Source organism: Algoriphagus aurantiacus (assembly GCF_035156405.1).
GTDB lineage: Bacteria > Bacteroidota > Bacteroidia > Cytophagales > Cyclobacteriaceae > Algoriphagus > Algoriphagus aurantiacus.
The window spans coordinates 59506-81586 of sequence record NZ_JAXRUT010000007.1; the positions used below are offsets into that span (position 1 = coordinate 59506).

10 protein-coding genes are annotated in these 22081 nt (G+C 40.3%); all 10 read right to left on the bottom strand.

Going from position 1 to position 22081, the window contains the following annotated elements; translation table 11 throughout:
- Nucleotides 1-76 precede the first annotated feature (76 nt).
- The 10 genes from SYJ56_RS09025 to SYJ56_RS09070 all read right to left on the bottom strand — a co-directional run bounded on the left by SYJ56_RS09025 (nt 77) and on the right by SYJ56_RS09070 (nt 21997).
- Nucleotides 77-1825 carry a glycoside hydrolase family 9 protein gene (locus SYJ56_RS09025; RefSeq protein WP_323833617.1) on the bottom strand — a complete coding sequence of 583 codons (1749 nt, stop codon included), beginning with the start codon at nt 1823-1825 and terminating at the stop codon, nt 77-79.
- Nucleotides 1826-2173: 348 nt separating this feature from the next.
- Entirely contained in the window at nt 2174-5461 is a 3288-nt protein-coding gene (locus SYJ56_RS09030) for a VCBS repeat-containing protein (protein WP_323833619.1), read from the bottom strand.
- Nucleotides 5462-5552: 91 nt separating this feature from the next.
- Entirely contained in the window at nt 5553-6818 is a 1266-nt protein-coding gene (locus SYJ56_RS09035; RefSeq protein WP_323833622.1) for a glycan-binding surface protein, read from the bottom strand.
- A 30-nt stretch (nt 6819-6848) separates the two neighbouring features.
- Nucleotides 6849-8516, bottom strand: coding sequence for a RagB/SusD family nutrient uptake outer membrane protein (locus SYJ56_RS09040; RefSeq protein ID WP_323833624.1), 1668 nt, complete (start codon nt 8514-8516; stop codon nt 6849-6851).
- A gap of 19 nt (nt 8517-8535) precedes the next feature.
- Entirely contained in the window at nt 8536-11694 is a 3159-nt protein-coding gene (locus SYJ56_RS09045) for a SusC/RagA family TonB-linked outer membrane protein (RefSeq protein WP_323833626.1), read from the bottom strand.
- 434 nt (nt 11695-12128) lie between these two features.
- Nucleotides 12129-13124: a glycoside hydrolase family 5 protein gene (locus SYJ56_RS09050; protein ID WP_323833628.1), complete on the bottom strand. Its 996-nt coding sequence runs from the start codon at nt 13122-13124 to the stop codon at nt 12129-12131.
- Nucleotides 13125-13233: 109 nt separating this feature from the next.
- Nucleotides 13234-17331 (bottom strand): hybrid sensor histidine kinase/response regulator transcription factor, encoded by a 4098-nt coding sequence (locus SYJ56_RS09055; protein WP_323833629.1) that lies wholly within the window; start codon nt 17329-17331, stop codon nt 13234-13236.
- Nucleotides 17332-17482: 151 nt separating this feature from the next.
- Nucleotides 17483-18796, bottom strand: coding sequence for a xylose isomerase (xylA, locus tag SYJ56_RS09060; protein ID WP_323833631.1), 1314 nt, complete (start codon nt 18794-18796; stop codon nt 17483-17485).
- 42 nt (nt 18797-18838) lie between these two features.
- Nucleotides 18839-20341, bottom strand: a complete 1503-nt coding sequence (locus SYJ56_RS09065) for a xylulokinase (RefSeq protein WP_323833633.1) — start codon at nt 20339-20341, stop codon at nt 18839-18841.
- A 12-nt stretch (nt 20342-20353) separates the two neighbouring features.
- A complete protein-coding gene (locus SYJ56_RS09070) occupies nt 20354-21997 on the bottom strand; it encodes a sodium/sugar symporter (protein ID WP_323833635.1) in 1644 nt (547 codons plus the stop codon).
- Nucleotides 21998-22081 lie beyond the last annotated feature (84 nt).

The following is a 22081-nucleotide window of genomic DNA, read 5'->3' on the forward strand; positions in this document are numbered from 1 at the left end:
GGGAATTTGCCTAAAAATTCTGAAACATCTAAACTTAATTCAATGAATGGGCGTGCAACAATACTTCTATAGCCATTTATTGACTGATCGCCTCTAATGAATTAGACAAATAGGCAAAAGGTGCATTCCAATTAATGGCAATTTCATTGGATGCGTAGCTGCAACTCTCGTCCGTATAAGATTCATCGGCAAAGGAACTGATGTAGGTACATCCATCCTGCTGCCCTGGATTCGGCCCACCAACTATAAAACCAGGCAAAGGAGGCAAATCCGGTCTCGACTCAGCTAATCTATGATGTGGATGCATAGGAGTTTTGCTTCCAAAACCAGTAACGTAAGAATATCCTGTGGCATTTCTCCCTAAAATATAATCTAGATTGTTATAAGCTCCATCCAAGAATACATGCTCATTACTCTGCTTATAGGCATATAGTAAGAGTATTCCTTGATTTGCTGCTACTGCATTTGACCCCCATATAAAATTCCTGACATTCGTCTCCATAGGAGTGTGGAAAGCAGTTGCATCAGTGCCTTCAAGTTGAGCTCTAGCAGCGGAAAGTAAGTTTATCTTAAGCATAGCCATCCATTCTTGAGGCAATAAGGTGATGCTGTCTTGATGTCTCAACAAGGAATAGTATCCCAGCCAAGCTACTTGATTCCAAGAAGGTAGTTTGAAACTTTGATCCGCATTAGCCAGTTCTTCCCAGTAGCTCAAATTATGAGTAGTGATAAACAGCTCTGATGCAGCCCAAATCCGTTCATCGATAGGATTATTATCCCCATAAGTTCCAGTCACGACATCAGGATCATAAGTTTCATTCATTTCATTTTGCGTGTAAAGCACCTCAGGATTAGCTATTGTCCAATTCCAAGCCTTTTCAGCAGCTTTCAAATAAGTGACTGATTCTTCAGGGAAATAAGCTTTGTAAACCCGGGAAGCTTGCGCCATTACAGCTGCAAAGTCCAAAGTTGCAGTACTACTTTTAGCTACAAAATAACGCTGAGACACTGCTAAATGCGGTTCAACCATTCCTTCAAATTTGGCCGTAGTAAGTTTATGATATACCCCCCCATCTCCAGGATCCTGCATCGTGATCATCCAGTCCAAATTCCAACGAATTTCATCCAGCAAATCGGGAATTTGATCTCCTGATTCGGGTATATTCAATTCTAGTTTTTGAAAATAGCTTGGATAGTCTTCAAAAAGAGACAGTAGGGTCCCCATGGTTATACCTGAATTCACCACGTATTTATTGTAATCACCAGCATCATACCAGCCTTTCTCCGAAGAAAATAAGTCGCCAACCTTTCTAGAAGTTGAAACTGCCGAAGGGTGAATCATCACTTGATCGTCTGGATGTCCCTTAGATCTAGCCCAGACTCCAGCATGAGCATTGTCCAATTCCAAACTGGCCCGCTGATAATAGAAAGCTTTTATACTAGCTTTTCCAAGTTCTTTATTGATGTCTGTCTGGATCTCGAAAGGATAAGATTTGCTCACTCCAGATAGTACAAAAACATAATTTCCTACTTGATTAAACTGTGAGAAATCAGCGATCCTTGAGTTTTGTCCAGAAAAAGTTTTAACAATATCTTCAGATAGTTTCCCTTCGTAAACGATATCCTTTTTGTCTAAATCCCATATCACAAAATCCTCTGCTTCTTCATGGTTTAAGATCACAGCGATCTTTTGTTGATCAGGGTAAAAGCCGATCTGATTGAGACGGATTGATTCATCAACAGGTAGATTTTCATCTATCATTGGAGCCTTACAAGCCCATTGGATCAAAAGCAAACTTAGAATTAAAATATGCTTACTTTTCATGTGTTTATAATTGTTTTCTAATGGTCATTACCTGTCCCGAAAATCGGGATGGAATCTCGCTTGGAGGATAATCATCCCTCTGTGTGTCGCCTACGACATGCTCGATTTCATCTGTTTATAAGTTAAATTTTTTAGTTTTTTTTTGAGAAATAGTCGATTGAACATACAGGGATTATTAAATATCCTCCTGTGTGACACTTGAGTCAGGCTCGATTTCTTTGTCCTTTTGGCTTGGCCCAAAAGAACCCAGCCTACCGGACAGGTAGGCAAAAGGCCAAGACGCCAGCAATCTTCCGCCCACATGTTCTTAATAAGTTGATTCCCGATTTTTTTAATACTATAATTTAATCAATACCCGAATTTGTAAACACCAACGGAAGGAATACCGACCCAGAGTGTATTTCCAATATTTACAGCACTGCTCACATTGGATCTCAGCTGAAGTCCGGTTCTATTCGGCGTCACAACCCCCCATATTCCCTGATCATTTTTATGAAGTAGCCAGCCTGGATTTGCATCCATTTTACCAATTTTTAGGCGCGCATTTTCCTGATTTCCGAGAAGTAGCAAATCAAACCCTTTGGATGCGTTCAGAGCAGCAATCGCCTGAATCGGTGATGACTGAATAAGTATCGGTAAAATCACTTCTTCGAAAACGCCATTCTTCAGGGTGTACATTTTCGTTTCAAGAATTTGAGCTTCGATTACCTTTGCTTTCTCTAGTTCTTGGGGAGTTAGAATATCTTGAATTGTTGCTTTGGAAAAGGCTTCGTGAGTTGGAAAAAGCGCCTTCTTTTTATACATCTGAGCAGCAAGTTCATCTCTAGAGAAGAAAGGATATTCCTCGCCCATCACGGGAAAAGTCATTAGCGGATCGATAGATCCATTGCTGTCAAAGTCTTCAAAATAAACTCGAACGGGATTTACATCGTCAGTTTGTAATCTAGAATTCAATCCCCAATTACCAACCAGCAACTCAGGATTTCCATCTTCATCCAGATCCTTAATGAGAATTGATGACCAAAGTCCTGATTTTCCGCCAGGCAAGAACTCTTCTGAGCGATCAACTATCCTACCGTCTTTTAGATTTAGAATACGAATGCGGTCAAATTCAGAAGCAATAATCAGTTCGTCTAATCCATCCTGATCCAGATCATACGTTTGTGAGGCTTTGACTCTAGATATATTTTCTAGGGAAATAGAAGAAAAATTACCCTCTCCAGAATTCATCCAAATTTGGCTTGGCACAGATTCAGGCCATCTTCCAGGCACATAACCTGAACCGACAAATAGATCATTCTTTCCATCACCGTTGGCATCCCAAGTGATTACGTTTTCTGAAGGAAGCGACCCGAAATCCAGTTGCGATTTGGTAAAGTTACCCGTTCCATCATTGATCAAAAGTAGGTCCTGCTGTCTGGGATCACCTTCCTCCAAATCAAAATATCCGCCTTTTGCCACGTAAAGATCTAGGTCCGAGTCTCCATCTACATCCAAAGCTGCGATAGATGTGATCCCAGGAAACTCTGAACTGTATACTTGATAGGTATCCTCTCCCATTGCGATACCTTCCTTCGAAACAGAATAAACTCTTTTCCCATCTGAGATTATTACTTCAGTACTATCGTCACCAGTTAAGTCAGCCTTTATCATTGACACTTTTTCATGAGACAGGCTATAGAGCAACTGACTCTGTCTCTTAAAATCATTTGGAAGTTTAGCAGTGGAGTCGATAAGGTAATGACCTATTTGAGTGAAATCTGATAAAATCCAATTATCATATGATATTTCAAGCTCTGCCTCAGCTTCTTTTACCTCAATTAGTTGGTTGATTTCAGGGTTCTTTATCCGGCTGATTTTCCTGTTTTTCCAGCGTACTTCAATAGAATCTGCTTTTCCCTCCCCTAATCCAAAGTGGAGAACTGAACTGACATTGCCTTGGTATCCTTTGTAAATCTGCTGTTCCTGATAGTTGATTTGTCCATTTTGATAAACGCTGACTCTAGCTCCCACTCCGTCAGAATTTCCTTCTAGACCTTTCAATCGAATCTGAAGGTAATTTGACTTATCAGATTCTGAAGTGCGGTTTTTGAATATTTGAGCGGGTTCATTCAGGTTATTCAAAATTAAATCCAAATCCCCGTCATTATCTAAATCTGCATAAACTGCTCCATTGGAATTCCCAGGTGTATTCAACCCCCATCTTTCGGATTGATTTTCAAATTGAATTCCATTGACATTTTTGAAGCCATAATTACCTACTTTGGTAGCAGGCATTTTCTCGATCAATTCATTAATTCCTGAAGCTGAAACCTTGGAATTTTGCAGGTATTCATTTCTATAATTAATAAAATCAAGATTTGTAAAATCCTTCAGAAAACCATTACTGACAAAAAGATCTGTAAAGCCGTCGTTATCAAAATCAGCAAATAAAGGTGCCCAACTCCAATCTGTGGCACTTATTCCAGCCAGCTGACCAATTTCTGAAAAGGTTCCATCCCCATTATTCAACTGCAGCATATTGCGCATCAATTGATGATGAAGCCCTGCTTTAAGGAATAGATTATAATGCTCATAGTTCTCAGGGGTGAAAAGCAACTTTTGTCTGGTGTTATCTTCTGGCAGCATATCAAGACTGATCAAGTCAAGCTTGCCATCCCTATTGATATCGGCCGCATCCACACCCATGGTATAAAGACTCGTATGCCCGATTGCTCTGCTTATCTCATTGGAAAAAGTACCATCCCCTTGATTGATGTATAGATAATCTGGAGCCGAATAATCATTCCCCAAATAAATATCCGGAAAGCCATCTCCGTTAAAATCAGCGATCGATGCTCCCAAACCGTAGCTCAGACCTGTCTCGGTCAAACCAAATTCTTTGGTTGCATTCTTGAAAACGCCATTATCATTTCTATAAATCTTCGAGCTGCTCATCGAGTCAACTGAGCTAAGCATCGCTTCGAAAGCATTAATATTTAGATTACTAAAAAGCTTTGGATTGTGATTGAGCAATAGCATATCCAAATCCCCATCCAGATCTAGATCAGCAAAATATACTGATGTGCTATACCCCGGATCATCTAATCCGTATTCTGAGGCCATTTCTTTGAAAAATGGAATTCCGTCCTTGTCCAACCCCTGATTGACAAACAATTGATTTCTTCGTTGTTCATCTGGTAAATCCCCAGAATAGCAGACATAAATATCTTTAAGGCCATCTGCATTGATATCAACCATTGCTGAGCCAGTACTCCAAGAGTTATCTCTACCGCCTGTTGCAGTTGCCAAAGTGACATCTCTAAATTTCAGGTTTCCCTGATTCAAAAAAAGTTTGTTTTGGCCTTGATTTGCGGTAAAATAGAGATCTTCCAATCCGTCGTTATTCACATCACCAACAGCAACTCCACCACCATTATAGAAGTATTGGTAAGTTAGAATATTAGCTGCTTGAGTTTCCTTGATCTGATTGGTAAAAGAGAGTTTGGTAAAATCAGTACTTATCAGCTCAAAAAGTGTGGTTGTTTCTAATTCTTTTTTTTCCTGACATGCAATAAATAACAATATGACTCCTAGTAAAATCCTCTGGAGTAAATTGATAGTACTGGAATAAAATAAGGAGAATTGAGATTTCAAGCGCAGTGGTTGATTAGAATTTTAGAAAAAACTCCGAGACAGAACACTCTGCCCCGGAGATTGGATTAATAAACCTCTTATGCTATACTATTTAATTAACTGCTCTAATTACTCTGATATTATCAATACCTATTACTGCTTGAATATCATTTGATGTGGAATTCATTACAACTAGTCTCAGCTGCTTTGCAAAACCATCACCTTGAAGAAAATCTCCGTACGTATTTAGGCGAGTAGATCCATTGGTTAATCTGGTCATGTTAGTAGATAAGGTGTACCAACTTCCATCCGTCGTTTTAATGAAATCACTCATAGGGATGTTATAGCTTAATTCATTACCGTTGGCATCAGGATACCAGATTTGCATCAAAAGGCCTTCAATAGATACAGTAGAATTTATAGCTACTTCGAATCTGATATCAAAATTAGCCGCTGGCGCACTTGGCTCATAACCTTCTCCCTCCGGGAAAATCTGAACCCCATTCCAATTAGCCAAATTGACGAGTTTGTCATTGTTCCATCCATAATTTGCTGGGAAAGCTTGGTTCATTCCCCCGAAGCTACCATCGAGACTTGAGATGCCAGGCTGTGAAGGCTGGATCATATCACCCGATAGTCCCCATCCCCAGTTCCATGGCCATTCAAGTACTCCATTGGTATCAAAATCAGCTATCATACCTTTATCAGCATAGATCTGGGTATTTCTATTCGTAGCTGACCCACCGGATTTTGAAACAACTCTTATGGATTGACCTCCTGAAAAATCTAGGTTTTCAGGTACAGTTACTTTAAGCGAGGATCCCGCTGCATTAGTCTCAAAGCCAGACGTGACATACACATCTTCACCTGGAAAGTAAACTGTATCTATGAAATAGAAATATCTACCAAACAGTGTAAGCTCATCCCCGGATTTTACATATTGATTCTTCACTTGAGTTACCTGCGGAGCTGGTGGTAGTGTATTGAATTCTATAATTGCCTCACCTGCTTTGTTCACTAATCTCAAAGTATTAGGAACATTCGGATCTGTAGCAACAGTTGGAACTGAGTCTCCCACTGTTACGATCACAGAATTATTAGTCACATAGGCAGTATTTACTCCTAGTGGATAATCGTTTAGATAAACTTGCTGTGTACCCAATAGATTATTACCCAAGATTGCTAAAGTACTTCCTAATGTAGCAGAAGTAAATGCACTGTCTGCTGTAGAAGGATCAGTATTACGTACCCGCTCGATAGTCGGCGGGCCTACATTTATTTCATCTTCTTCCTTACATGCTCCTAATAAAATCACCATGAGTAGTGATGAAGCGACCAAGAGCGAATGTGAGGATCTTATATCTTTTATGATTTTCATATTTTTTATAGTTCAATAGAAGTCCACAAATTAATTTTCTGGTGCAGAGAAATCATACGGTACAGCTGGTTTCCTCAAGTTAGGAGCTCTCGACAATTCTGCAGAAGGTATAGGGATCAGGAAGTTTGATGAACTCACATCAAAATATCGTGGTGATGAATCATCGGCAGGGATCTCAATTTCCCACAAGGTAGGATTAGGGATCTGATCAGCATATATTCTGAAAGTACCTCGATCCTGATTAGATAGGATTTCATAGGCTTTAGCAGGATCATAGTAGTGCAGTTTGGTGAATTCATACCAAGCCTGACCTTCCATTGCAAATTCTTTGATCCGCTCTTCGAAGACGTCTTGCCAAGTGACAGAAGTTAGTGCGTTCACACCAGCTCTCTCTCTTACAAGGTTTACATATTTCAATGCTTCAGCAGGATTGCTTTCCAAAACTGCCTCTGCATAGGTCAAGTAAACGTCTGCCAATCTTAGTATATATGTATTGATCTCTGTGCCTTGCTGTACTACTTTTCCATCATTATCCTCAGGACGGCCTACTACATATTTCTTCACCCAAGCCCTAGTATTATACTCTCTGCTTCCGTCTATACTTCTCGCAGGAACTCTTAGCTCTTGTGAAGAACCACCTGGAGGTACTTGAGTGATGTAAGGATAATGATCACCTGGGAACATGAATGTGCCTTTTCTACGCTCATCAAATACTAGATCATCATACATATCCAGCATCCACTTGGAAGCTCCAATGTCTCCACCCCATCCGTCACCGAAACCAGTGATTTCAGAACCGAAAGCCAAGAAAGCTTGCACAGAATTTTGTGCTCCCCATGCACCTGCTTGTCCTGCATTATACACCCACTGTAGCGCAGCTAGTGTTTCAACATTATTATTATTCGCAGTTTTGAAAAGATCCTCATAGTTTGGCATCAAAGAAGCACCTGAGTTATCTATCACTCGCTTAGCATAGTATGCTGCAGAATCAAGATCAGATTGGTTTCTTGTTCCTCCAACACCTGCTTTTGTCAAGTACATTTTTGCAAGCATACCTTCAGCGCTCCATTTGGTCAACCTTCCATTAAGTACAGGACTTTCAGGAAGATTCTCAGTAGCAAATCTGAAGTCTTTGATGATGAATTGCCACACAGATTCTTCCGTGTTTCTCGCAATGGTAGTATCCTGAAGAAGTGCCGTGTTATTGGTAATAATCGGAACTGGACCCCAGTTCTGCACCAAGTAAGAATATGCCAAGCCTCTCATAAATCTACCTTCTGCAAGACCATGATTTTTGATTCGCTCTGTCACATCTTCACCTGCATAGGCATCGATATTGTTGATCAAGGAATTTGACTGAGCTACTACATTATAGAAAGCTCTCCATGAGCCTCCATTTTCAGCAGTTTCACCTGTTGTATTGAATCTTACGTTTTCTAGTTGATAAGACCCAGAAGTAAGTGTACCACCTCTGGCATCACCTATCCCATGACTTGCTTTATCATTGTAAGCAAACCATACTATGTTATAAAGTGGTGCAGATGCTGCCAAAATCTGATCATCGGATTTGTAAAAGTTTGCATCTACAATTGCGTCCAATGGGGGTCTATCCAAGAAATCTTCAGAACAGCCCACCATTCCTCCAAGTAGCAAAGTAGCTCCAAGGACTAATTTTTGGAATTTCGTGTTTGTTTTCATTTGTATATGATTTTTTGGATTAGAAGTCAACACCTAAGCTGAATGTATACATTCGGGTTTGAGGATATCTACCGTAGTCTACACCGATCAATTGGTTTCCAGCAGATACATTGTTCCCTATAGAAGCACCTACTTCAGGATCATATCCTTTATACTTGGTGAATGTGAATGCATTCTGAACACCGAAAGCTACTTTCAGTCCTCTTACTACATTTTGCTTACCAAGCAATTCATTAGGGACTACATAAGAAAGGTTGATGTTTTTAATCCTAACATAGGATCCGTCCTCTACATATTTATCAGAGATTCTGGTTCCGTTTCCGTTTAAGTCAGTCGCTGTAATTCTAGGAATTTCAGTTCCTGCGTTTGCTATGAAAGGATTGCCTGACTCATCCATTTCGATTCTGGCATAATCGTAGGTTTCAAGAAGCATGTTTCTACCCAAGTTCACATTGTTTGGGTTGATGTTTAGGAATCTGTTATAGTTGTAGATATCTACACCAAGAGCTCCTGTAAACAAGACATCAAGTGCAAAGCCTTTGTAAGAAAATTGCTGAGTCATGCCAAAAGTGAATTTTGGCCAAGGGTTTCCGATGAAAGTCTGATCACGCTCATCGATTACACCATCCTCATTCAGATCTTTGTATTTAATATCACCTACGTAGATGCCATTTTGTTGATCAACTTGAATTGGGTTTCCAGAGTTATCTACAGGTCTTGCACTTGTTTCCACATCCTCCAGAGATTGAAACAAGCCATCAGCCTGATAACCATAGAACAACCAAGGTGCATAACCAGGCTGAGCTCTCGCAGTGAAGTTATTCAACCACCATGCAGTACGGTCGATGAATGCAGTCTCTGAGAAGAATTTCGTCACTTCGGTTTGGAAGCCTGAGAAGTTGTAATTAGAGCTCCAAGAGAAACCGCTTGCTCTGTTATCAATGTTGATTGTATTGATTGTGATACCGTAACCTTTGTTTTCCAAAGCTCCGATGTTTACTGTAGGAGTGCCGATGCTTCCCTCAGCAGATGTACCCATGTACCAAGGTAGCGGGTTAGGCAAAAGTAGGTTATCAGTTTTCTTCAAGTAGAAATCACCTTCGATCTGAACTCTGTTATTGAACATGTTCAAGTTGAACCCAAGGTTAACAGTAGAAGTCTCTTCCCATTTCAAATTAGGGTTACCAAATCTAGATACTAGGAAGCCGCCACCCCAAGGAGTAGGAATACTTGGTGAACTTAATGGTGCAAATATTGCATTTGCATCACCTTGATTACCAGTAAGTCCTGTTTCGAATCGAATCTTGAATTCATCTAACCAAGTAGCATCTTGCAAGAAGCTTTCTTCAGATACTCTCCATGCTGCTGATACAGAAGGGAAATAACCCCATCTATTTTCAGGTCCGAAGTTGGCAGAACCATCCGCTCGGATTGCACCCAAAAGAATGTATTTCTCATTGAAGGTATAATTTGCTCTCGCAAAGAAAGATTCCATAGCCCACTGATTAGCTCCACCGCTATTGGTAGCGCCTTGAGCAGAGCCAAGACCTAATTCCTGAAGATCATTTGAAGGGAAATTCACTCTACCCGCGTTCACGAACTCATATTGAGATTCTTGTGCTTCGTGGCTGGCCATCACGTCCAATGCATGCTTGCCCCAAACGGCATTATAAGTAAACATTTGGTTCCAGTTCCAGTAGAAGCTGTTGCTCGACTCTTGACTCAATGTGTTCGTGTCATTGGTCACCACACCCAGAGTGTAGGTTGGAGTAAAGAAATGACCATTGTTATAGTTAATGTTTGTATTCACCATAGAGCGGAACTTCAAGCCTTTCACTATATCAATTTCTACATTGAATCCACCTTGCATACCTCTTCTTTTATAGCTTCTATCTAATAGGTTAGCCAAAGCAATCGGGTTAGCTGGAGTGAATTGTAAACTTGATCCATTCACAGGATCTGCACCACCCCAAGATCCATCAGGATTGGTAACCGGTACATTTGGTGCCATCTGAATAGCGTTGTTGATCACATCAGAGCTACCTGTAGCTAATTGCTCATCCGTATGGAAAAGCTGCAAGTTCAAGCCAAGCTTCAACCATTTTCTTGTTTGGTTGTCGATGTTTGTTCTTACTGAATAGCGATCAAATGAAGAACCTATGGCTACACCTTCCTGATTGAAATATTCACCGGAGATGTAAAACTTGGTTTTCTCATCACCGCCTGTAAGTGTGATATTATGTTTGTTCAAAGGAGCTGTTTTGAAAAGTGCATCTTGCCAATTGGTACCCTCACCCAAAAGTGATGGATCCAAGAATGCTGCCGGAGGATCTCCACCAGTAATTTCGCGGATGTCGTTAGTCATAGTTGCATACTGACTAAGTGACATTACGTCTAAATTTTCAGGCTTATCCTGAAGTGTGTACAGGTAGTTGTAAGTTATTTTAGTTTCACCAGCCTTACCGCGTTTGGTAGTAATCATGATTACACCATTGGTACCTCTTGATCCGTAAATAGCAGTGGCGGAAGGACCTTGCAATACTTCCATTGACTCGATATCACTTGGGTTAAGACCTGCCAATGGATTAGTCGAAGAAGTGTTACCATAAGACACAGCAGCTGGCTGCACCTGAACTCCATCAATTACATATAGCGGCTGGTTGGTGCCTCCGATTGAGTTGACACCACGGATATTTACCGAGATCCCTCCTCCTGGAGCACCTGTGTTTTGTGTCACATATACACCAGCAGCACGACCTTGCAGGGCTTGTTCAACTGTTGTATTGACTGTACGCTCTATGTCTTCAGAAGTCACAGATACCTGTGCACTGGACATATCACGTTTTTTCATAGTACCGTAACCTACCACCACTACTTCATCCAAAGAAGCCATATCTTCTTCCATGGTGATGTTAATTGTCGATTGGTTACCTACCAAGACTTCCTGAGACTTGTAGCCAATAAAGCTAAAAACCAGAATGGATTGTGAAGAAGGAGCAGTAATTGAATAGGTTCCATCAACTTCAGTTGCTACGCCAGTAGTGGTTCCTTTCACCAGCACTGTTACGCCAGGAAGAGAGAGTCCGTCAGCTTCAGAGTTTACGGTACCTTTGACCGTGACCTGAGCCTGAACTACACCTACCAAGAGCATGAGCCAAATCGGTAATAGTTTTTTCATCATGAGGGGTTTAATTGTAATAAATTGGTATATAGGTTTTGAGCAGGAAAAGGTTTTCCCGAGGTAAAATTTAATCCGGTTGATAGCTGGTAGTATTTCATTCAGTTTAGGTTTTGTTAAAAAATCAATACAACAAACACCAAAAAACTGAGTAGTATTCCTTTCACCGAACTTGCATATTCAGTGTTGCTTGAATTTTGTAAAATTCAATCCGAAAAGAATGGGATCAGGTTTTTGGGTTTATTGCTTTGATCCGAATAAATGTAGTTTTAGTAATCTCCGCAGAGGGTATTCAAATGTTTTTATTAGGGGTATCAAATGTTAACCCCTCCGAAATCGATTGAAAACGAGTGTTTTACCTGTCTTTACATCCTTATTTCGGGTACAAAAACCCGAATCAAAGACCAGAAATATTTAAAATATTATTCGCTGAGCTATTCCAGATTCTTTTCCAAAGCTTTTTTCACTACTTCACCCCAAGGCTTAACATGGGTATCTGTCCAGTTTCCTTCAGACGATGCTGTTGGCAATAGCATAGAGCAAGTCTCATCTTTGTCCGCAATAGACCAAGCTGCCCATGAGATTTTTCTGCTTTCCATCCAGCTAAGCCAAGCATTCCAAGAAGCAGTATCTATAGGTCCGTCTCCTGTCGCTTCCATCCCTGCACATTCTGTGACGAAAAGCGGTAAACCATCATTAAATGCTTTCTCTGCTCGTTCTCTCAAATAGTCCTTGTGAGTAGCCGCATAGAAATGCAGTACATACATAATATTCTCTTGATTTAGAATTGGGTTTTGAGCTACTATGTGAATATCCTGACTCCATGTAGGCGACCCCACGAGAATCAAATTATCAGGATCATATTTTCTGATTTCGGTGATGATTTCTTCACTGTATGCTTTTACTTCCTCCCAAGTTTCGTAATCTGGTTCGTTAAAAAGCTCATAAATCACGTTTGAATGATCACCATATGTTTTTGCCATTTCAATAAAAAAAGCCTTGGCTTGCTCCGGATAAAGTTCATGGCTATGCCAATCGATAATCACGTACATATCTTCAGCTATGGCAGCTTCCACCACAGCTTTGATTTTCTCTATGGCAAACTCAGGATTCTCTAAATAGGCACCTGCAGGGTCAATTCCCATAGCAGCACGCACCAAATTGGTATTCCAGTCACTTTTTAGCCACTTGACAGAGGAAGCATTGTAAAATCTAGGCCACCAGTTATGCCAGCCAAAGCTCACTCCACGAAGCATAACAGCAGCACCTCCATTATCAGTCAACTTGCCATCTGTTACTTTTAATTGCCCAAAATACTTTACTTCCCCGACTGGATCTAGGATGGTTGGTGGTATTGGAGTGGGTTCTGGAGCTGAAGCTTCCGAGCAGGATGACAAAATCAAGCATGCGATGATTAAAAGTTTTTTCATTAGTTGGGTTTGTTAATTGAATTATCAATTATACACCAACATGATTTCAAACTTGGGTATCAATTGTTTCCGATATGGGTGGGAATGGTTAAATATGGAGCCAAAAAGCCTATTCAGCAGAAATTTCTTGCTGTCTGGCAGCATACTCAGAAGGTAAGATAGAGAATTCTGCTTTGAAGTGCTTCGCAAAATACTTTGCATTATTATAGCCGACCATATATGCGATTTCTGAGATGTTGAGTTGGCTTTTAGCCAGCAGCTGAGAAGCTCGTTTCAATCTGATCAAACGGATAAACTCTATTGGACTTTTACCGGTAATTGACTGTAGCTTTTTATACAAATGGACCCTGCTCATCCCTAATTCCTTGCTTAGGAATTCAACGGAAAGCTGCGGATCTTCCATGTACTTTTCTACCAAAGCCACTGCTTTTTGGATCAATTGATCGTCTAGGGAAGTCACCACTACCTCAGAAGCATTGATTTGGATTTTCTTCCGGTTTTGCTCTTGGATCACATTTCGCTCACGCAAAAGATTCTTTATGCTAAGCTGCAAAATCTCTAAATTGAATGGCTTGGTGAGGTAAAGATTACAACCACTGTCCAAACCCTGAAGCATTGTCTCCTCAGATTTTTTGGCAGTAAGTAAAATGACTGGAATGTGTGAAGTCTTGATGTCAGTTTTTACTTTGTGGCAAAACTCTCTTCCATCCATCTGAGGCATCATGACATCCGATATTATCAAATCTGGAATATGCTGCTGGGCTAGATCCCATCCCTGCACCCCATTATTCGCAGTAATGACTTGATATATATCAGAAAGACAGTCTTTCAAATAATTTCTAAACTCAACATGGTCTTCCGCTATTAGAATCACTTCCTTAAGGTCATTTACCTCAAGCTTATGCTCTTCCTCTTCTTCCTCCCAATTTTCAGGTATAATTAAGACTAATGGAATGCTTAGTGTAAATACAGAACCCATTCCCGGCTCACTTTCCACCGAGATTTCTCCTTTCATTGTTTTAGCAAAGTCCTGTACTAATGACAATCCTATCCCACTTCCTTGATTCAGTTGATTCTTATGCCCTTCTGTGGTGTAAAATCTGTCAAAAATCTTCACCTGATCCTCAATGGATATTCCAACTCCTGTATCAGAAACAGACAAAATCAAATTTCCCATCTCCTCATTTTCTTGCTGCAGTTCCAGTGCGACTGTAATAACGCCATCTTCCTGAGTGAACTTAAATGCATTGGAAAGTAAATTGAAAATCACTTTCTCCAATTTGTCTGGATCAAAAATCGCCTGCTGAGCATGCGTATTCGTTTCAAAATTCAAATGAATGTGCTTATTCTCAGATAGTTCATGAAAATCTGCCACACAATCTTTTATAAACTGGACCACATCTCCCTCTGATGGATGGTAAACCAAGCCTCCATTTTCTACATTTTTTACATCCAAAAGCTGGTTGATCAACTTAAGTAAGCGTCTTGCATTTCGCTGGATAATCTTGTATTGACTTAGTAATCCCGAGTTTTCAGTCTCAGAAATTAAATGCTCCGTTGGAGTTAAAATCAACGAAAGTGGTGTTCTGAATTCATGGCTGAGATTAGTGAAAAATTTGGTCTTCAATCGATCCAAATCCTGTATACGCTTGGCTTCACGCATCGCTTGCTCACTGTCAAACTTCTCTCGTTGTCTGGTCAAAAGCTGATTTCTAAAATAAAATATGATGGCAAAAATCACCATTACATACAAGAAATAAGCAATTGGAGTCTTCCAGAAAGGCGCCAGGATTTTTATATCTAATTTGTATTCATAGAGACTCCAGCCATCTAAAACAGTTCCAGGCTGAACTACCAATGTATAATTACCGGGGTCAAGGTTAGTGAAAGTAACTTTGGCTAGGTCATCATTGAGGTATATCCAATCGTCATTGAAGCCTATCAGTTTGTACCGGTATTTGTTCTTTTCAGGATATAGGAAATTCAAAGCGCTGAATCCGATAGAAAAAATGTTCTCATCATGCTTTAATACAAGCTGATCCATTTTATCAAGAGAATTCGGTAGCAGCACTCGATTGCTTAGCTCCTCTCCTACTGTTACTTCTTCATTGAACAACTGAAAATCTGTAAATACTACTTTTGGGTTGTTTCTTTCAAAAGCAAAATTTTCAGATTTAAAAATATTGTAGCCATTCGGTCCTCCAAAAATAAATTCTCCATTACTAGTCTTTAATGCTGCATTTTTATTGAATAATGCTGCCTGAAGCCCATCCTTCTGATCGAAATTCTGAAAGGCAATCGTGAATGGTATCACATTTCTATTAATCTCAGCATAGGTTAAACCCATTTGAGAGCTGATCCATAAGTTCTTATTATCGTCTTCAATAAGATCAACTAAGTAGTCGGTTGGTAAACCGTCAGCTTTCCCATAGTGAACAAATGAGCTATCAGACTCATTTAAGTAATACAAACCACTTAAAGTTGTAATCCATAAAACCCCATCCGTATCTACAAACAAATCGCTGATGTTAGAATCTATCAAACCATTATCCTGTGCTTCTGAATAAAAAGCACTCTCCTTTCTTTCGTAATTCAGCATATTCAAACCACTCCCCCCCGACACCCATATATTCCCTTCCTTATCTTCAGCGAAGCCTGTGATATACTGGTTATTCGTAAAAAACGGAGGGCTTCCGGCTGGGTAATTCTGGAATTCCTTTCGATCCTTATCCAGAATGGATATCCCAGAGCGGAGAGTTCCGATCCAGATTTTCCCGGTACTATCCTCAAAAAGTTTCCAAATACTCGGTCCAGGGATACCCGATGAATCTTCAGGCAGGTATTGATAATTTTTAAATTGCTTGCCATCAAAACTGCCCAAACCATTTAAATAGGTACCGAGCCATAGAATCCCCTCATGATCAATCATCAAATCAACGATCACATCACCTGTAAGGCTGTTCTTATTATCGGGATTATGTTTGTATTGTTTATAGGTATTTGCTTTTCTATTATGGTAATAAAGCCCCCCGCCATTGGTACCAATATATAAGTTGCCCAAACTATCCTCTACAAAAGCATTCACATCATTGAATGGAAGTGAATTCTTGTCTGCAAAGTTTTTGCGTACATGAGAAAATCTCAACAGCCCCTGATGATAATAGGCTACACCTTTTTTGTGAGTGCCAACCCAAATAATATCCTCGTTGTCTTTATACAATGAATAAATCACGTTGTGAGGCATGGAATTATCGTGTGCATTTTCACCTGTCAGGTAACTGACAGTTTGGGTGGGTTCATCCAACACGTTTATTCCCCCATGATCAGTACCGAGCCATATTTGTCCCTTTTTTGCTTCCACTATGGCTTTCACCATATTGTTACTAAGCCGATATGTACCTTTATCTTCCTGATTGGCTTCTATTCTATGGCTAAAGCCATCCACTCTAAAAACGCCCAAATCTCGCTCAGGATCAAAGACCCAGGCGTCTCCATCTGAGTCAATCATTAGTTCATAGGAAGCTAAAGAAGGTATCTCTCCTTTTGGAAGTGTCAATGTTTTCGTAACGATAAGCCGATTTGGATCAAGTAAATCGATGACTCCAGAACTGTGAATCACCCAAATAATACCATCAGGTGCTTCGGCGATTGCGGCTATTTGATCCGAGAAAAGACTACCTTTTTCATTAGTCTTTTGCACATACCTTGTTTCCCCAGAGTCTACATCATAAACACTGATCCCCTTAGCTGGGTGTGTAAACCAAAATCTGTTTTGACGATCTTTCATCAGCATCCCTACCGAATCAGAAGCTAGATGATAAACTGAGGAAAAAACTTTAACGCCACGAGAAAACTGTTCATTCCTAGGATTGTAAATATCAAATATCCCATTCACATTTTTAACCCACAGCTTATCTTCTGGGCCTACGAAAATCTTGAGAATGTTATTATGAGATATGGAAGTGGAATCTTTGGTGTTTAAAAAAATCTTGGTTCGCGTGCCATCATATCGATACAATCCATAGGCAGTGCCATACCACATCATGCCATCTGCATCTCTGACCATACTCAGAATATTGGAATTGGATAAACCCAGACTTTCGTCAAGGTTGCGGAATACCAGCTTTTCTGATTCGCCTTGCCCAACTACTGAGCCTGCCCAAAGTATCATCAAACAAGCTATTCCTCTTACCACAAATCCTTTCATACAGCTGTAACTATGGATGTCATATTATGAGAACTGTAGGAAACATCTTATTTCCATCTCAATATTTTACAAATTGAGGGATTTTTTTTTACTAAAAAAGTCCGATCGAGGAATCTCAACCGGACTTTTCTACCTTTTTAATGAAAGATACTTAGATGAATCTGTTTAATAGATTTTCGAAGTATTCCTGCTTACCGCTTGTCTGTATAGGTTCTCCTACCTCAGCTGCATAGTTTCTTAAATCTTCAAGGGTTAGACTTCCCTCTTCGAAAGCCTTCCCTTTTCCAGAATCATAGCTCGCATAGCGATTCTTTCTTCTTTCTAAATAGTCAGATTTGTCCAAAATGTCCTGAGCGATCAGCATACCTCTCGCAAAAGCATCCATACTTCCAATATGTGCCAGGAATAGATCATCCATATCAGTTGAGTTTCTTCTGATTTTTGCATCAAAGTTCACTCCACCACCTTGAATACCCGCAGAAGTCAATAACACAAGCATTGCTTCTGTCATTTCCTGTAAGTTCATAGCAAATTGATCAGTATCCCAACCGTTTTGGTAGTCACCTCTGTTGGCATCGATGCTTCCAAGCATCCCTGCATCAGCACATACTTGTAGTTCATGCTGGAAAGTATGCCCCGCCAATGTAGCGTGGTTTACCTCGATATTCAATTTGAAATCTTTGTCAAGACCGTGCTGTCTCAAGAATCCAATTACAGTAGCAGCATCATAATCATACTGGTGTTTAGTTGGCTCCATAGGCTTAGGCTCGATGAAGAATGTTCCTTTGAAACCATTCTTTCTAGCATAGTCTCGTGCCAATGTTAGGAACTGAGCAAGGTGCTCAGTCTCACGCTTCATATCTGTGTTGAGCAAAGACATATAGCCTTCACGACCACCCCAGAACACGTAATTTTCACCATTTAGGGCAATCGTCGCATCTATTGCGTTTTTCACCTGAGTGCCTGCCCATGATACCACGTTGAAATCCGGATTGGTAGAAGCACCATTCATGTAGCGAGGATTGCTGAATACGTTTGCGGTTCCCCAAAGTAGTTTCACACCTGTGTCTGACTGCTTTTGCTTAGCATATTCAGTGATGATTTGCATTCTTTTTTCATACTCTCCCAAGCTTGATCCTTCATCGATCAAGTCAATATCATGGAAGCAATAGTAAGGCGCTCCGATTTTAGTGATGAATTCAAAGGCAGCATCCATTTTATCTTTGGCTCGCTGAATGGGGTCAGCAGAAGCATCCCAAGGATGAACGATGGTACCTGGACCGAATGGATCTCCACCGGTTCCGCAGAAGGAATGCCAATAGGCAATAGCAAATTTGAAGTGCTCCTTCATGGTTTTACCAGCGATTATACGATTTTCATCATAAAATCTAAAAGCTAGTGGATTATCACTTTCCTTTCCCTCGAAAGGGATTTTATCGATTGATGAGAAATAAGTTTTTGACATTTTTCTTGTGGTTTATTAGGTATTTATAGGTTTGAAATTCAATTATAAGGTTATTTTTTGGATTGCTTCCAAATGACTTTTCCATGTAGCATATACCTCTTCGTAGGGATCAAAGAAATGCTCATTCGGCTCTATTGTTTCCAGTAACTCCAATCCTGCAAAAGCTTCTGATTCGGTGGCAAATACACCAGCACCAATGCCCGCTCCTCGAGCCGCACCTTGGGCACCATCTGTATCATACAATTCCAGCACGACTTTATTCATATGAACAAAAGTCTTACGGAATACTGGACTAAGGAACATATTGGCTTTGCCAGCTTTTACAGTCTTAAGATCCAATCCCATTTCCTGCATAATTCGGAATCCAAAGGTAAGAGCCGAAACAATCCCCTCTTGAGCAGAACGAACCATATGTCGCTTGTCATGCTTAAGTAGATCCAAGCCTAACAAATGTGCTCCGACATACTTATTTTGCATGATACGCTCAGCTCCGTTTCCAAAAGGAATAAAAGTCAGACCTTCAGACCCAATAGGTGCAGAACTGCCCAGATTATTCATTTCATCGTACTCAATATGAGCAGCACCCATGACTTTTTTTAGCCAGCTGTTCAAAATACCAGTTCCATTCACACAAAGCAAAACACCATACGATGGTTTTTCTTCAGAGTGATTTACATGTACAAAAGTATTAACTCTTGACAAAGGATCATGAAGGGGTTTATCTGCAACCCCGTAAACTGTGCCCGAAGTGCCAGCTGTAGTCGCCAATTCCCCCGGCTTTAATACCTGAAGGGAAAAAGCATTATTTGGCTGATCACCTGCACGATAAGATATAGGAATACCTTCTTCTAATCCTGTAACTTCAGATGCCAAAGCTGAAACTCTTCCTTGAATAGAATAAGAAGGAACCACTTCAGGAATCCAAGATTTGGAAATCTGGTAGTTATCAAGAACCTTATCACTTAAGCCATTTTTCTGAAAATCCCAGAATATTCCTTCGGACAGACCTGTTTCGGAAGTGAAGATCTCTCCGCTCAATTTCATCGCAATGAAATCGCCAGGAAGCATCATTTTATGGATTTTATCGGCTAAAGCAGGTTCATTCTCTATCACCCAGCGAAGCTTGGATGCGGTGAAATTCCCGGGGGAATTCAGCAGGTTCTTTAAGCAATATTCCTCTCCAAGTTCTTTGAAAGCCTTTTCACCTATTCCTACAGCGCGGCTATCACACCATATAATGGATGGTCTGAGGACATTTTGATCCTTATCAACTAGTACCAGACCATGCATTTGATAGGCGATACCGATTCCTTTCAATTCGCCTTTTTTCACTGCAGTCTTATTAATAACATAGCGGATAGAATGCTGCACATACTTCCACCATGTCTCAGGATCCTGCTCTGCCCATCCTTTTTCAGGAGAATCTATGATCATTTCCTCCTCTGGAAACGCCTTGGAAAGTAGAGATTTCCCTGTGTCTGCATCTAATAATGAAGTTTTTACAGAGGAGCTCCCAATATCAATTCCTAATAATAATTTTCTCATTTAACCTATGTTTTACCAGAATACGATGTACAATGCTGCAGTAATGCCAGCAATCAGAACAGCACCTATTTTAAATGTAGCACTGGTGCTGAACAGTTCTTTATTTATCTCTATGCTGTTTGGATGATCTTTTCCTTTACCCTCTATCAGACTAATAATAATCATCAAAGCAGCAAGTACCAAGAAAACAATCCCCATCCTATCAATGAATGGTAAGTCTGGAAAAACGATCTTCAACACTACTGATAGCGGAATACTCATTGCAGCAGCAGTCAATGCAGCATTTGAAGTTGTTTTCTTCCAGAATACACCAAAGAAGAAAATAGCAAATACACCCGGACTAATGAACCCAGTATATTCCTGAATAAACTGGAATGCCTGATCCAATGCACCTAAAGCCGGAGCTACGATGGAAGCTACTCCAAAAGCAACTAGCGCAGTGATACGACCAACTTTTACCTGCTTAACCTCAGAAGCGTCTCTTTCAATGTACTTTTTGTAAATATCCATGGTGAAAATGGTAGAAGTACTATTTGCCATAGATGCCAAGGAAGATACAATAGCGGCAGTTAAAGCGGCAAAAGCGAGACCTTTCAAGCCAACCGGCAATAATTGAAGTAAGGTAGGATAAGCTCTATCAGATTTTATTAGACCAGTTACGGGATCTTTCATTGACTCGATAAAACCCACGTCTATTCCGTTTTCCACAATGACGAAAGCTGCTATACCTGGGATCACTACGATCAGAGGCATAAGCAATTTCAAGAAACCTGCGAAAATCATCCCTTTCTGTGCTTCATCCAGACTTTTCGCCGCCAGTGCTCTTTGTGTGATGTATTGGTTGAAACCCCAGTAGCTTAGATTGGTAATCCACATACCTCCGACTAAAACGGAGATTCCTGGAAGGTCAAGGTAGGCATCACGAGTCCCTCCAGCTCCATCAGGAATCATCATCTCGCCTTGTGATAAAATCATAGAGAATTTTTCAGGAACTTCCCTTCTCAACAATCCTAAGCCTTCCCATGCGTCACCTCCTCCTACCATTTGCAGCGCAATGTAGGTAGTAGCAAGTCCACCTGCTATTAGAAAGACTACTTGAATCACATCAGTCCAGGCAACAGCTTTCAGACCTCCATAGATTGAATAAATCATAGCAAAAAGTGCCAATCCAAAAATACCATAGCCCATCGGGACATTTAGAATGGTATTTAAGCTCAAGGCTCCCAGGTACAATACAGAGGTAAGATTGACAAAAACATAAAGTAATAGCCAGAAGATTGCCATAGTGGTTCTTACCCGTGTATCATATCGATCCAGTAAGAAACCCGGCATAGTGTAAATGCCTTTTTTGAAATAAACCGGTAAAAAGAATATCGCAACTACTAGTAACGTAACTGCAGCCATCCATTCGTAAGTAGAGATAGCTAATCCCAAGGCGAAACCTGACCCGGACATGCCTATGAATTGCTCGGCTGAAATATTTGAAGCAATTAATGAAGCTCCAACTGCCCACCAAGGCAATGCCTTGGAAGCAAGAAAATAATCGGAAGAATTTTTAACGTGCCCTTTCTTCTCACGAGACACAAAAAAACCCATCCCGATGATGAGTAAACAATAGCCTATAAAGACGACTAAATCTAAAGGTTCTAAGAGCATAAAATGTTAGGTTAGGTTTTGGGCAGTTAGTTTGGGTAAACGACTAATCTTTTTAGAATAGGACGTTAAAGATAATATTTTCAA